13 protein-coding genes are annotated in these 12,776 nt (G+C 70.8%); 10 read left to right on the top strand and 3 right to left on the bottom strand.

Going from position 1 to position 12,776, the window contains the following annotated elements:
- Positions 1-69 precede the first annotated feature (69 nt).
- Positions 70-1,914, top strand: coding sequence for a UvrD-helicase domain-containing protein (locus ACNS84_RS11245; protein ID WP_435074958.1), 1,845 nt, complete (start codon positions 70-72; stop codon positions 1,912-1,914).
- A complete protein-coding gene (locus tag ACNS84_RS11250) occupies positions 1,911-3,233 on the top strand; it encodes a M24 family metallopeptidase (RefSeq protein WP_435074959.1) in 1,323 nt (440 codons plus the stop codon). The genes ACNS84_RS11245 and ACNS84_RS11250 overlap by 4 nt, the downstream gene beginning before the upstream one ends.
- Positions 3,234-3,248: 15 nt before the next feature.
- On the opposite strand, the gene ACNS84_RS11255 is transcribed toward ACNS84_RS11250, so the two are convergent.
- Positions 3,249-3,521, bottom strand: a complete 273-nt coding sequence (locus tag ACNS84_RS11255) for a DUF7533 family protein (RefSeq protein WP_435074960.1) — start codon at positions 3,519-3,521, stop codon at positions 3,249-3,251.
- Positions 3,522-3,661: 140 nt separating this feature from the next.
- Here ACNS84_RS11255 and ACNS84_RS11260 point away from each other — a divergent pair, with 140 nt between their 5' ends.
- Positions 3,662-4,264 carry a riboflavin synthase gene (locus ACNS84_RS11260; protein ID WP_435074961.1) on the top strand — a complete coding sequence of 201 codons (603 nt, stop codon included), beginning with the start codon at positions 3,662-3,664 and terminating at the stop codon, positions 4,262-4,264.
- 33 nt (positions 4,265-4,297) lie between these two features.
- On the opposite strand, the gene ACNS84_RS11265 is transcribed toward ACNS84_RS11260, so the two are convergent.
- Positions 4,298-4,996 (bottom strand): phosphoglycerol geranylgeranyltransferase, encoded by a 699-nt coding sequence (locus ACNS84_RS11265; RefSeq protein ID WP_435074962.1) that lies wholly within the window; start codon positions 4,994-4,996, stop codon positions 4,298-4,300.
- Between the two features lie 80 nt (positions 4,997-5,076).
- Positions 5,077-6,156 (bottom strand): tubulin/FtsZ family protein, encoded by a 1,080-nt coding sequence (locus ACNS84_RS11270; RefSeq protein WP_435074963.1) that lies wholly within the window; start codon positions 6,154-6,156, stop codon positions 5,077-5,079.
- Between the two features lie 75 nt (positions 6,157-6,231).
- Here ACNS84_RS11270 and ACNS84_RS11275 point away from each other — a divergent pair, with 75 nt between their 5' ends.
- From ACNS84_RS11275 to ACNS84_RS11305, 7 genes are read left to right on the top strand one after another with little or no spacing between them, the layout of a single operon-like run.
- Positions 6,232-6,756, top strand: coding sequence for a DUF7310 family coiled-coil domain-containing protein (locus ACNS84_RS11275; protein WP_435074964.1), 525 nt, complete (start codon positions 6,232-6,234; stop codon positions 6,754-6,756).
- A gap of 60 nt (positions 6,757-6,816) precedes the next feature.
- Positions 6,817-7,329 carry a DUF7311 family protein gene (locus tag ACNS84_RS11280; protein WP_435074965.1) on the top strand — a complete coding sequence of 171 codons (513 nt, stop codon included), beginning with the start codon at positions 6,817-6,819 and terminating at the stop codon, positions 7,327-7,329.
- Between the two features lie 33 nt (positions 7,330-7,362).
- Entirely contained in the window at positions 7,363-9,288 is a 1,926-nt protein-coding gene (locus tag ACNS84_RS11285) for an ATPase, T2SS/T4P/T4SS family (protein WP_435074966.1), read from the top strand.
- Positions 9,285-11,105: a type II secretion system F family protein gene (locus ACNS84_RS11290; RefSeq protein ID WP_435074967.1), complete on the top strand. Its 1,821-nt coding sequence runs from the start codon at positions 9,285-9,287 to the stop codon at positions 11,103-11,105. The genes ACNS84_RS11285 and ACNS84_RS11290 overlap by 4 nt, the downstream gene beginning before the upstream one ends.
- A gap of 57 nt (positions 11,106-11,162) precedes the next feature.
- Positions 11,163-11,651 carry a DUF7283 family protein gene (locus ACNS84_RS11295; RefSeq protein WP_435074968.1) on the top strand — a complete coding sequence of 163 codons (489 nt, stop codon included), beginning with the start codon at positions 11,163-11,165 and terminating at the stop codon, positions 11,649-11,651.
- Entirely contained in the window at positions 11,632-12,072 is a 441-nt protein-coding gene (locus ACNS84_RS11300; RefSeq protein ID WP_435074969.1) for a DUF7285 family protein, read from the top strand. Before ACNS84_RS11295 ends, ACNS84_RS11300 begins: the two co-directional genes overlap by 20 nt.
- Complete coding sequence (locus ACNS84_RS11305) at positions 12,069-12,776, top strand: DUF7284 family protein (protein WP_435074970.1); 708 nt, start codon at positions 12,069-12,071, stop codon at positions 12,774-12,776. The genes ACNS84_RS11300 and ACNS84_RS11305 overlap by 4 nt, the downstream gene beginning before the upstream one ends.

Consider the following 12,776-nt stretch of genomic DNA (forward strand, 5'->3'; position numbering starts at 1 on the left):
GAGTAGAGCGTTCCCTCCGGAAGGGCCCGAGCCACGTCGTTTAAGGAGAACCGGGACCAGTAGTACACAATGACCGAGCCCACGGTGACGCGGCTGTTCGGCGGTCCGGGCAGCGGGAAGACCACAGCGCTGCTGGACCGCGTCGAAGGGATTCTTGAGGACGACGACGCCGAGGTCCGAGACGTACTCGTCGTTTCGTACACTCGCGCGGCCGCGGCCGAGATCCGTGAACGCCTCGCAGAGCGGCTCGACGTCTCCCCACGCAGCCTCCAGGGGAACGTCAGCACCATGCACGCGAAGGCGTACGAACTGCTGGACCTCTCCCGGGGGGACGTGGTGGGCGAGGACGACAAGGAGGCGTTCTGCGAGGAGTACGGCATCGAGTTCGAGGACCAGCACGGCGGGGCCGGCCGCCGGACCGCCCGGTCGACGACGATCGGGAACAAGATCATCGCCACCTCCCAGTGGCTTCAGCGCACCGAGCGCGACGTCGCCGACTGGTACGACGTTCCCTTCCAGTGGAACGTCGAGGAGGTTCGGCTCCCGCCCGAAGAAGACCCGAACGCCCAACAGGGGAACAAGTACACGCCGACGTGGCCCTCCGACGACGACCGCATCGACATCCCCGAAACGATCCGCGCGTGGCGGGCGTACAAGGGCGACAACGACCTCGTCGGCTTCGCGGACATGCTCGAACGGGTCGCGCAGCGCTCGCTCGTCCCCAGCGTCGACTACCTGATCATCGACGAGTTTCAGGACATCACGACGCTGCAGTACAACGTCTTCCAAGAGTGGCGCCCGCACATGGAGAAGGTGCTCATCGCCGGCGACGACGACCAGGTCGTCTACGCGTGGCAGGGTGCCGACCCCGACCTCCTTCTCGACACCGACGTCGACGAGGACGTCGTCCTCCCGAACTCCTACCGGCTCCCCTCGGAGATCCTCAACGTGGTCAACGCGGAGATCCGTCACATCGACAAGCGGCAGGAGAAGGACCTCCACCCGCGGAAAGAGGGCGGTAGCGTCGAGGCGATCCAGTCGCCGTCGATGCTCGAACTCGTCCGAAACGTCCGGTACACGGTCGACGACGACGAGGGGAGCGTGATGTGCCTGTTCCGCGCCCGGTACCAGATGTTCGACTTCATTGACGAGTTCATCGACCACGGAATTCCGTTCACCATGCTGACCGACGGCCGGATGTGGACCGACCGCGTCCAAGACTACGTCAGCGCTGTCGAGAAGACGGAGGCCGGCGACCCCGTGAACGGCTTGGAGGCGCGACGGCTCGCCGACATGCTCCAAGACTCCGCGTTCGGGACCCACGAGCGCGACGAGTTCTACGACTTCCTCGACGACCGCGAGGAGGCCGCCGACGCCGACGACGTCTCGCTGCTCGAAGTGACCCCCGACGAGATCAGCGATCACATCCCGTTCATGCCGGACACCGCGAGCGCCGACGACATGGTCCGGAAGGTCACAAGCTTCCAGCGAAAGTCGATGGGTGCGTACTTCGACGGCGACTACGACGGGATGGACCCGACCCGCGTTCGCGTCGGCACCATCCACTCCGCGAAGGGGCGAGAGGCCGACCACGTGTTCGTCGCGACCGACCTCACGGAGAAGGTCGTCGAACAGATGGCCGCCTCCATCGACGATCCGACCGACGTCGACGGCGTCGACGAGTTCACGAAGTCGACGAGTCCCGTGCCCGTTCTCACGGACAACGAGCGCCGGGTGTTCTACGTCGGGATGTCCCGCGCCCGCGAACGTCTCGTGATCATGGAGAGCCTCATCAGCGGCGCGCCGACGCTACCGATCAGCGTCCTGCTGTTCAACGAGCTCCGGGACGAGACGCCGGAGGAACTCATCGAAGAGGTACAGGCGGAGCTCGCGGTCCCCGAACCGGATCCGTGACCGACGGGGACGACGCCGACGACGGGTCTGCAGGAGCTGGCTCTCAGCTCCGAGCCCTTCGGACGGATCTCGCTCCGATCGTCGAGGCGGTCGAGGGCGCCGGCGCCGACGCGTTCGTCGCGGTCGGCGACCGGTTCGACGACGACCTGCGTTATCTCACCCGCTTTTCGGGACCGGACCGAGCGTACGCGCTCGCGGTCGTCCCCGGTAGCGACGACGGGAGCGACGCCAGCCGGGCCGTCTGCTGTGCGCCGACGCTGTTCGCCGAACAGGCCGAACGGGAGTTCGTCGCCGGCGCGCGCGTCGGGAGCGACGACGGAATCGACGACGGCGAGAGCGCCAACAGCTTTCACGACGGCGTCGCCCGCGAAGTGCGAACCGAGGACGTCGGCGACCACGCGGGGGAGCGCGCGGCCGCGGCGGTTGCGGATCTACTTGGGACGTCCGCGGACGACCCCACGCTTCTCGTCCCGCCGTCGATCCCGCACGACGCGGCCGTCTACCTCCAACGCGCCGGCAACGAGCTTAGGTCGACCGACGCGGTGACGACGGCGCGAGCCCGAAAGACCGACGCTGAACTCGGGCGACTCCGTCGAGTGCAACGGGCGACGGCGGCGGGGATGGCGCGCGCAGAGACCGTGCTGGCGGTGAGCGAGGTCGGGAGAGACGAGGCGGGGCGACCGACCGTCCGCTGGGACGGCGACCCGCTGACGACCGAGCGGCTCCGTCGAGCAGTAAACGCGGTCCTCGCCGCGCGCGGCGTCCGCGACGCGGGCAACACCGTGATCGGAGCGGGCCCGTCCGCCGCAGACCTACACTTCGTCGGCGACGAACCGATCCGCCCGGGCGAGACGGTCCTGCTGGACATCTCGCCGCGCGGTCCGGACGGCTACTACGGCGACATGACCCGGACGTTCGTCGTCGACGGCGACGGCGGCTGGGAGCGGCGCGCGTACGTCGCGGTCGAGGCCGCCCGCGAGGCCGCGCTCGCGGAGATAGAGCCGGGCGTCCCGGCGAAGACCGTCCACGGGGAGGCGGCCGCCGAGTTGGCCGCCTACGGGTTCGACCCGAACGCCGGGGAGGGCGAGACCGGGTATACCCACGGCACCGGCCACGGCGTCGGCGTGAGCCTCCACGAGTCGCCGTCGCTGTCGGCCGCCGGCGATCTGCGGCCGGGTCACGTTGTGACGATAGAGCCGGGCGTCTACGATCCGGACGTGGGCGGCGTGCGGCTGGAGGACCTCGTCGTCGTCACCGACGACGGGTACGAGATTCTGGCCGAGTACCCGTTCGGCATCGCTCCCGAGCGGCGCGAGTAGGGGATCGCTCGGCCCTTATCGCTCCGTGGACTCCCGCTCGGCGTCCGCGGCGGAGTCCTCGCCGCCCCGGAGCCGTCGCGGGAGAAGCCCCGAGATCAGCCCGCGGAGGATCCGGGCCGGATCGAGGAAGTACTGCGGGAGCACGACCATCGCGACGGCGACGACGAGCAGTCCACCGCCGAGGGCGACCTCGCCGGCGGCCAGCCGAAGGACGGCGTAGTTCGCGAGCGGCAGCGCGAACACAAGCGACGCCGCCAGTCCGATCATGTCCATCAGCCCGAGGGTCATCGGAGTCGAGTTGGCGTCCGGGATTGAAAAGGGGCGCGACGGCGACGCGAAGTCACCCCCGGGGCGTTGCGGATCAGAGGCGACGCTCGATCCGAACGCGAACACCGAACCGATATGTGTCGCGCGCGCCCAGATCCGGTATGTTCACCGGCATCGTCGAGGGCACCGGGACGATCCGATCACGGACCGAGACCGCTGACGGGCTCCGGCTTCGGATCGGCGTCGAGGGGTTCGAAGACCTGCATCACGGTCAATCGATAAGCGTCAGCGGCGTCTGCCTGACCGTCGAGGAATACGACGTCGACGCCGGCGGAGGCGACTGGTTCGAGGTGTTCCTCGCGAGCGAGACGGTCGCGAAGACGTACCTCGGCGAGGTGCGCGAGGGCGACGCGGTCAACGTCGAGCGCGCGATGCCGGCCGACGGGCGGTTCGACGGTCACGTCGTGCAGGGCCACGTCGACACCGTCGCAGAGGTGACGGGAATCGAGCGCGTCGGCGAGGACTGGCGCTTTGGGTTCGCGATCCCGGAGGGGCACGCCGACTATCTCGTCGACAAGGGGTCGGTGACGCTCGACGGTATCTCGCTAACGGTCGCCGAGAAGCGCGAGGGAGAGTTCGACGTGGCGATCATTCCGACGACGTACGATCTCACGACGCTCTCGGAGAAATCCGTCGGCGACCCCGTCCACCTGGAGGTGGACGTGATCGCGAAGTACGTCGAGAACATGGTCGACGGGTACTGACCGATTGCTGGCGACTGGGACGGATACCGAGTTTTAGGCGTCTTTCGCGCCGTTTACCGTCTCGCGGACCGCGTCGACGCCCTCGTCGTGGAGCAGGTCGCCGACGACGATCACGTCGCTGTGCGCGGCCATCTCGTTCGCGGACTCGTAGTCGTGGATACCGCCGCCGTAGAAGAGGGTCGCCTCGTCGAGCGCGTCGTGGGCGGCCGAGACCTTCTCCGTGTCGCCGTACATCCCCGAGTACTCGATGTAGATGATCTCCTGCCCGAACATTCGCTCTGCGACCTTCGCGTACGCCGCCACGTCGTCGGCCGTGAGGTCGCAGTTCGCGTCCGTCAGCTGCGCGACTGCTGCGTCCGGGTTGAGCACGATGTACGCCTCCGTGTGCGTGCGGTCCCAGTCGAGGTCGTCGATGCGGACCCATTCCTTGTGCGCGCCGGTGATCCAGAACGGGCCGCCGGCGTTGAACACCGTCGGAATCAGGTACCCGTCGAGCGCAGGCGAGTCGACGACGACGCCCGGATTCGACGGCTCCTGGTACAGCGGGACGTCGTACTCGGACGCGGCGTCGACGACACGCGTCATCTTCTCCGCGGTGATGTCGAGGGTCCCGCCGATCTCGATCGCGTCGGTTCCGGTGCGGCAAACGTCCTCGAAGGTCTCGCCGTCCCGCAGCTCCTTGTCGGGATCGACCTTCAGCACGTGGTCCCAGTCGTCCCACGGGTTGTTCATCGGCAACGACTCCACCGGGCGGCACCAAAAAGGTGCGGAACCTGCTCCGCCGTTCGGCTCCCGGTCGACCGAGGGCTCGTTCAGAGCAGGTCGTCGAGTTCGTCGTTCCGGAACGCGTCGGCGGGGTCCGGGGTTTCCTCCGGCTCGTCACGGACCGCCTGCCGGGCGCGTTCGAGGAACGCCTCGACCCGCCGCGAGCGCTCGACGCCGGCGAGCAGCACGAGCGCCGCGATCCGGTCGGACTCCAGCGGGAAGTCGCCGCCGCGGACCTGCATCGAGCCGGTTTCCTCCTGCAGCCACTTGCGCGCCTTCTCCGCGCCCTTCCGAGAGATTCGGTCGGGGTCGCCGGCGACGGCGACGAGGGCGGCGTCGGCCTCGGTCGCGTTCGGCAGCGACATCCCCGCCATCACCGCGCTCCGGACGGTACTCATCACCGTCGTAACGTTCTCCTCGGCGTCCTCCGCGGCGGGCGCCGACGCGAACCCGACCGCCGCCATCCCGCCGGCCCGCAGCGTGTTGATCACCTCGCTGGTGTCGACGACCGACTCGGCGACGCCCTCGACCGACTCGCCGGCAGCGAGCAGGAGGCCGATCCGTCTCGCCATCGACTCGTTGACCGCGGCGAAGCCGCCCTCCACGGACTCGCCCGAGGAGCGCCACGCGTCGTTGTCGAGGAGGACCGTCGCGTCCGCCTCGCGGACCAGCGTTTTCAGCGACCGGCCCGCGTTCACCTGATACATCGCCCCCTCGTCGCGACCGGGTAAGATTCCGACAACGTACACCGGGACGTCGTACACCCGGCTGAGCTCTCGGACGAGCACGGGCGCGCCGCCCGAACCGGTGCCGCCGCCGAGACCGGCGACCACGAACAGCGCCTCGGCGTTCGCCGTCACCTTCGGCGCGAGCGCGTCCAGCACCTCGACGGCGTCCTCGTCCATCACCTCGGCCCCGAGTTCGTTGTCGCCGCCGACGCCGTGGCCGTTCACCCGCGACTGCCCGACGAGGACCGTGTCGAGCGGGAGCGGGTCGAGGTCCGTCGCGGCCGTGTTGACCGCGAGTGCGTCGAGCACCGCGCCGTATCCGGCGTCGGCGTCGAACTGCGCGATGGCGGTCGCGAGTTTCCCGCCCGCTTGCCCGACTCCGAGGAGGACTGCCTTCATGATCGACACGTACCCGATCCGATGTATTACGCTTTCCCCCGAGGTTTAAGTGCGATATCGCGGGCAGTCGGGAGTATGTCGAACGTCACCGACGAGGAGGATCGGACGACGGACCGCACAGCGCGAAGCGCTCCGAACAAGACCAGCGAGTCGGATGGGGAGAGCGACGTCGATCGGCTCGACGAACGCCTGCAAGCAGTGGAACGCGCGCTGACCGGGTCCGACACGGCGGTCGCGGACATCGGCGATAGCGCGGCGGCAACGGCGGAACGCGAGGCACTCGCCGAGCGCGTGACCGATCTCGAATCCCGCGTCGAGGAGTTGGAAGCCGCGACGCAGTCGATCAGGGGGTACGTGGGATCGGTCAGGGCCGTCAACCGCGAGGTCGAGCAACGGGCCGACCTCGCGCTAGCGAGAGCGAGTCGTGCCGATGGTGACGCGGTTCCGATCGAGAGCGCCCTCGACGCCGCCGTTCCGACGGACGAGGACCCTCAAACCGCCGCGCCGTCGACGACCACTGCGCCGGAGACGGGAGCGAGCGGCGACGCGGACGGGTCGTGGCGAGACGAGGCGCTGGATCGGCTCCGTGAGTCTCTGTAGATCGGGGCACGCGGCCAAACCGAGCCGCGTGACACGGGCTGATCGAGAGGGCGAGCGCGCGTGATCCGCGTCGTCCTCACGGTCCTCGTCGCCGTGAGCCTCCTCGCGGCGGCGACACCGGCGCTCGAAGACGCCAGAGCCGCCACGACCGCCGAGCGGCTCGACACCGAGGCGGACCGCGTCGAACGAGCCATCGGGGGGCTCGTTGCGGGCTCCGTCGGTGTCGCCGACCCCGCGCTCGCCGCGCGGACGACCGTGACCGTCCGGGCGCCGAGCGGGTTCGGAGCGGCACCGATCGACCGGCTCGCACTCGTCGAGACCTCCGCGATCGCCGGGGCGGACTCCCCGGCGGCGGAGACGGCATCGAAACCCTTCGATGAGGCGAGCGTCGCGCTCCGGTATCGGATCGACGGCGGACCAGAGCGGACCGTCGCGATCGCTCCCGGCGGCGCGGAAGCGGCCGTCGCTGTCGACGGTGGCGCGGTCGCGCTCCGGCCGGGGGGCGAGAGCCGGCTCCGGCTCAGACTCGTCGACGACGGCGGGCCGACCGTCCGGATCGCCAGAGTCGGGTGAGCGTTTATACCCGATGACGGGAGCACGCCCGCCGTGAACTTCGATCTCTCCTCGCTCCCGCGGATCGGTGACGGCAGAGCCGCCCTGCGATCGCTCCCGTGGACCGACACCGAGCGCGACTGTCGATGCGAGCCGTCGTTCCGCGAACCGGTCGGAACGGGCGTTGGCGACCGAGTCGTGCTCGCCGTCGACGCCGAGGAGTGTCCCGGCCGGGGCGATCTCGCGGAGAGTCCGTCCTGTCTGGCGACCGTCGTCGAGGCGCTCACCGAGCGCGACGCCGACGTGGTACGAACCCGGCACCGAGGACGGGAGCGGGCCTACGCCGGACGAGCCGCCGCGTGCCTGATCGCGGCCGGCCGGTTCCGCGACCGCGTCGGTTTCCACGAGACGAGGCTCGCCGACCGCGTCCTGCGAGACCCGGTTGGCGCCGCTCGGGAAGCAGCGGGCCGCGAGGGACCGCCGGCCCGGATCGTCGCAGAGACAGGACTGTCGGCGGTCGTACGAGGGGCCGATGAGGTCGGGGACGTGCTACGGGCCCACGTTGGGCCCCGGATCGCGGCCGCGCGGATCGCGACCACGCCGCCGCCGGAGGCCGCGCTCGTCGATCGCTGGGAGGTCGACACCGGAGCGACCGTCCGGCTGTACGATGGCTCGGGACCGCTCCGAACGTACCACCTCACGCCCCCGGTCCGAGAGCTCGACGACGGAGCTGTCGAACGGCTCGACGACGCCAAGCGACGACTCCTCGACGGAACAGTCGGGGGAGACAGGGCCCCCGGTCGAGCGGCCAGGGCGGTCGCCGAGGAGGGCGATCCCGTGTCGACGCTCTCCGAGGCGCTCCGACGCCATACGCGGGGATACGGTGCGTTCGAACACGTGTTCGCCGACGAGCGGGTGAGCGACGCGACGCTGTCGGCACCGGTCACGGAGAACCCGCTTCGGGTCGTCGTCGACGGCGAACGCTGTCGGACGAACGTCAGGCTCCCGCCGGAGGGGGCCGCCACGCTCGCGTCGCGGCTGCGCCGGACGAGCGGACGGGGGTTCTCCCGGGCGAGTCCCACGCTCGATGCGACCCTGGAGACGGCGGTCGGGCGCGTTCGCGTCGCCGCGACGACGGACCCCGCCAGCGACGGGCTCTCGTTCGCGTTCCGCCGGGGAGACCCCGACGCGTGGACCCTCGCGCGGCTCGTCGACGCGGGGACGATCACGCCCGCGGCCGCCGGCCTCCTTTCCATGGCCGTTGAGCGCGGCGTGACCGGGCTTGTGGCGGGCGGCCGCGGGGCAGGCAAGACGACCGCGCTCGGCGCGCTCCTCTGGGAACTCCCCGCGGAGACGCGATCGATTCTGATAGAGGACACCCCGGAACTCCCCGCGAACGCTCTGACGGAGGCCGGCCGAGACGTACAGCGACTCCGCGTCGGCGACGGGGCGGAGCCGTCGCCGAGCGACGCGGTCCGGACCGCGCTTCGACTCGGCGGCGGCGCCATCGTCGTCGGGGAGGTCCGCGGCGAGGAGGCGCAGGCCCTCTACGAGGCGATGCGCGTCGGCGCGGCCGGCGAGACGGTGCTCGGGACGATCCACGGCGAGGATCCAGAGGCCGTTCGGGAACGGGTCGTGTCGGATCTCGGCGTAGCGTCGTCGTCGTTCGCCGCGACCGACCTGATCGTGCTGCTCGACGACCACCGCGTCGACTGTATCGCCGAGGTCACCGCCCGCGGCGACGGGAGCGCGTTCGAGCCGCTGTTCGAGCGCACGGGCGAGGGGTTGGCGCCGACGGGGCGAATCGATCGCGGCGAGAGCCGGCTCGTGGAGGGTCTCGCAGCGACCGACGAATCGTACGCCGCGGCCAGGGCAGCGGTGGAGGAACGGGGTGAGCGCGTCCGCGACGCGGTCGTTGCCGGGCGGACGGAGCCGGAACGGTACGCGGAGTTCGTCGGGAGCGGTGGTGGCCTCGAATGACCGGCGTAACCGGTGAGACGGCCGGCGGCTCGTCCTACCGACGAACGCCCGACGATGAGAACGGCTCGGCGGAGCTGCGACGAGCGATCGCCTTCCTCGGCTGGGAGACCTCGGCCGGACGAGTCGTCGAGTGTGGGTATCGGGTCGGAATCGGCGCCGGACTGCTCTGTGTGGTCGCGTTCGTTGTCGGCGTCGGCCCGATTCCGGGGGCGCTCGCCGGTATCGTCGGGGGGCTGGCGGCGACGCACGCGGTCCATCGGGCACCGGTGTGGCTCGCCGAACTCCGGCGAACGCGGGCGCTCGGAGCGGCCCCCGGCCTCGTGGGGCGGCTGGTGCTTCGGATGCGACTGGACCCGTCGGCGGAGCGTGCCGTTCGGTTCGCCGCGCGCACCGGAGACGGACCGCTCGCCGACGGGCTGGCGCGCCACGAGCGCGGGAGTGCCGACGGGCCGACGAGCGGGCTCCGCGCGTTCGCCCGCGAGTGGCAGCCGTGGTTTCCCGCGATCGACCGCGCGGCAGCGCTGATCCGAACGGCCGCGTCGGCGCCGGCGGAGCGCCGCGGCCGCTGTCTTGACCGCGCGCTCGACGCGACCATCACCGGGACGACGGACCGGCTCGCCGCGTTCGTCGGCGACGTTCGAGCGCCCGTTTCGGCGCTGTACGCCTTCGGGGTACTGCTTCCGCTGGCGCTGATCGCCCTGCTTCCCGCGGCGGCCGCGTCCGGCGTCCCGATCAGGGCGAGCGTCGTTGCGATCGTGTACCTCGGCGTCCTTCCCGTCGGGCTACTCGCCGCGTCGGCGTGGCTGCTCGCGCGCCGACCGGTCGCGTTCGCACCGCCGTCGATCGATAGCGACCATCCGAACGTACCGGATCGGAGGTGGCACGCCGCCGCGTCCGGTGTCGCCTCGGGGGCCGTCGCGGCCGTCGTGGCCACGCGACTGATTGCCGGGTGGGTTGCACCCGTGACCGGCGTCGGCGTCGGAGCGGGGACTGCGCTCCTCGTCGGTGCACGACACCGACGTTCGGTGCTCTCGGAGGTCCGCGCCGTCGAGCGGGGGCTGCCCGATGCCATGACCGTCATCGGCGGCGACGTCGCCGAAGGCGTCGCTGTGGAGACGGCGATTGCGAACGCCGGCGAGCGGCTCGACGGCGCGACGGGTGACCTGTTCGAACGCGCCGGACGCCGGAGCGACAGCCTCAGAGTTGACGTCCGGGAAGCGTTTCTCGGTCGGGGCGGCCCGGCCGTTCCGGTCCCGTCGCCGCGAGTTCGCGGGGCTATCGCCCTGCTCGCCGTCGCCGCGCGGGAGGGTCGCCCGGCGGGCGACGTGCTTCTCGAACTCGCGGATCAACTGGAGGAGCTCCGGGCGCTCGAAACCGACGCGCGCCGTCAGCTGGCGACCGTGACGGGGACGTTGACGAACACCGCGGCGGTGTTCGCGCCACTCGTGGGAGGCGCGACGGTCGCCCTCGCGACGGGAGTCGACACCGTTGACGCCGGCGGGCTGGGCGCCGGAGCGACCGCCGGTGCCGACGCACTCGGATTTGGCGGCGGCACCGGCGGCGCAGGGGCCGGAACGACCGGGGCTGTCGGGAGTTCCGGGAACGGGTCGGGTGGGACCGGAGCGATCGCTGTACCGGTGCTCGGCCGGATCGTCGGCGCCTACGTGTTGATCCTCGCGGCGCTGCTCACCGCGCTCGCAACCGGGTTGGAGCGCGGCTTCGATCGGACGCTGGTGGCCTACCGCGTGGGAATCGCGCTGCCGACCGCGACGGCGACCTACCTCGTCGCGTTCGCCGGTGCGGGGGCGCTACTGTAACCACGGATCCGCTCGGGGAGGTGACTGTTTAAATACCAAGCCGCGACCAGCCGCCCCGTGTTCGAGACTCACGTCGACGCGACGTACGCCTGGCTCGGCCTCGCCGTTGTGAGCGTCGCGACGGCCGGCGTCGCCGCGACGCTACCTGCGTCGCCGCCGCCGGACGCGTCGGGCGTCGCCCACACGGTCGAAACGGTCGCGACCGGAGAGTATCCCGCGACGGCGGAGCACGGGATCGCCGCAGATCGGCTCCGCCTCACGCCCAGGTCGGTTTCGCTCGCCGGAGACGGCGGACGCGCCAGAGTATCGCTCCGCGGAGCACGGATAACACCGATTGTACCGGGTGAAGGAAGCGGGGCTAGGGACCGTCGCCTCCGCCGGGTGCTCGATGGCGTTCCCCCCGACGCCGTGTTCGACGACCCTGACGCCTTGGCGGCGGCGGCGAGGCGTGCGCGGGCCGCAGACCACGGCTGGCGGGCGGCGCCGGAGCGGCTCACGGTACGACGAATTCACTACGGAGGGGTTCATGTCACACTCGTCGGGTGAGTTTCTCGGTGCCGGGGACGCGACCGGAGACCGCGCCGCGGTCGAACCGCTCGCCGCGCTCGTCGCGGTACTGGTCGTCGGTGCGGCGTTGGGTCTGTACGTCGGTGTGCTCGGTGACGCGACCGCCGGTCAACATCGGCCGGGTGCCGAGGCGACTCTGGACCGCGTCGAGCGAACGGCGACGGTGGGGGGCGTCGTGGAACCGAGCCGGCTCCGCGACGTTGAGGAGTTTCGGTCTCCGACGACCGTGACGGTGGCGGCCGACGGGAAGACGTGGCGGATCGAGTCGGGCGAGGACGCTCCCACGGTGGCTGCGGCGGAGCGTCACGGGGCTATCTCAGTCTCGGAGCGACCGGTGACGGTTCGAGTCGGCCCGGGTCGAAACGCCCGCGGAACGCTTCGCGTGGTGGTCCGTCGATGACGAGTACCGTGCTCGACGTGACGGTCCTGCTCTTATGCGTGTCGGCGAGCGTCGTCGCACTCGGCGGTGCCGAGGACGTCGGGAGCGGTGGTAACGTTCGGGGGCCGACCGCCGACGAAGTGGCTGACCGACTGTCAACCGAGACGGTGACCGTTCGCTACCGAGCCCCCGAGGCAGCCAACGGCACCCGGACGGTGCACGCCACGCGCACCGAGTTGATCGCGTTGCTCGTCGCGGACGGGGAGCGGTCAGGTGTCGGACTCGACTCAGCCGGGGGCCGTAACGGCACGGACGGCAGCTCGTTCGAGTTGCGAACACGGGACGCGGTCGTCGCGGGGATTGGCGAACGGACGCGGATCGACGCGATGGTTCCGACGGCTGCGACCCGGAACCGTCCCACGTCGTGGTCGGCGGTCGACCGCCGCGCCGCGGAGTACGCCGGCGGTCGGGGAGCGACCGGTCCGATAGCCGTTTCCGGAACGCCGAACACGCCGCGACCGCCGCGACGGAAGGGTCGCACGGAAGACGACAGTTCGAAAGAGAGCGACGCGAGCCGCTCGGCGGCGACTGAGACGGGAGCCGCGGTCGTCATCGGCGCCGAGCCGCCGCGGAGCGCCGACGTCGCGACGGCGGTCGTCACCCACCCGATGCCGGACGGGACCGAGCCGGGAACGTCAGTCCGAATCGTCGTGAGGAGGTGGTGA

Origin of the sequence: Halorubrum wangae (genome assembly GCF_051194135.1) — an archaeon.
GTDB lineage: Archaea > Halobacteriota > Halobacteria > Halobacteriales > Haloferacaceae > Halorubrum.

Bases quoted from the DNA above. Each gene is read 5' to 3' on its own strand.
- ACNS84_RS11255 (WP_435074960.1), bottom strand. From the start codon at position 3,521: ATGACCCTCGGGCTGATGGACATGATCGGACTGGCGGCGTCGCTTGTG.
- ACNS84_RS11290 (WP_435074967.1), top strand. From the start codon at position 9,285: ATGACCGGCGTAACCGGTGAGACGGCCGGCGGCTCGTCCTACCGACGA.
- ACNS84_RS11265 (WP_435074962.1), bottom strand. From the start codon at position 4,996: ATGAACAACCCGTGGGACGACTGGGACCACGTGCTGAAGGTCGATCCC.
- ACNS84_RS11270 (WP_435074963.1), bottom strand. From the start codon at position 6,156: ATGAAGGCAGTCCTCCTCGGAGTCGGGCAAGCGGGCGGGAAACTCGCG.
- ACNS84_RS11305 (WP_435074970.1), top strand. From the start codon at position 12,069: ATGACGAGTACCGTGCTCGACGTGACGGTCCTGCTCTTATGCGTGTCG.
- ACNS84_RS11245 (WP_435074958.1), top strand. From the start codon at position 70: ATGACCGAGCCCACGGTGACGCGGCTGTTCGGCGGTCCGGGCAGCGGG.
- ACNS84_RS11260 (WP_435074961.1), top strand. From the start codon at position 3,662: ATGTTCACCGGCATCGTCGAGGGCACCGGGACGATCCGATCACGGACC.
- ACNS84_RS11275 (WP_435074964.1), top strand. From the start codon at position 6,232: ATGTCGAACGTCACCGACGAGGAGGATCGGACGACGGACCGCACAGCG.
- ACNS84_RS11300 (WP_435074969.1), top strand. From the start codon at position 11,632: ATGTCACACTCGTCGGGTGAGTTTCTCGGTGCCGGGGACGCGACCGGA.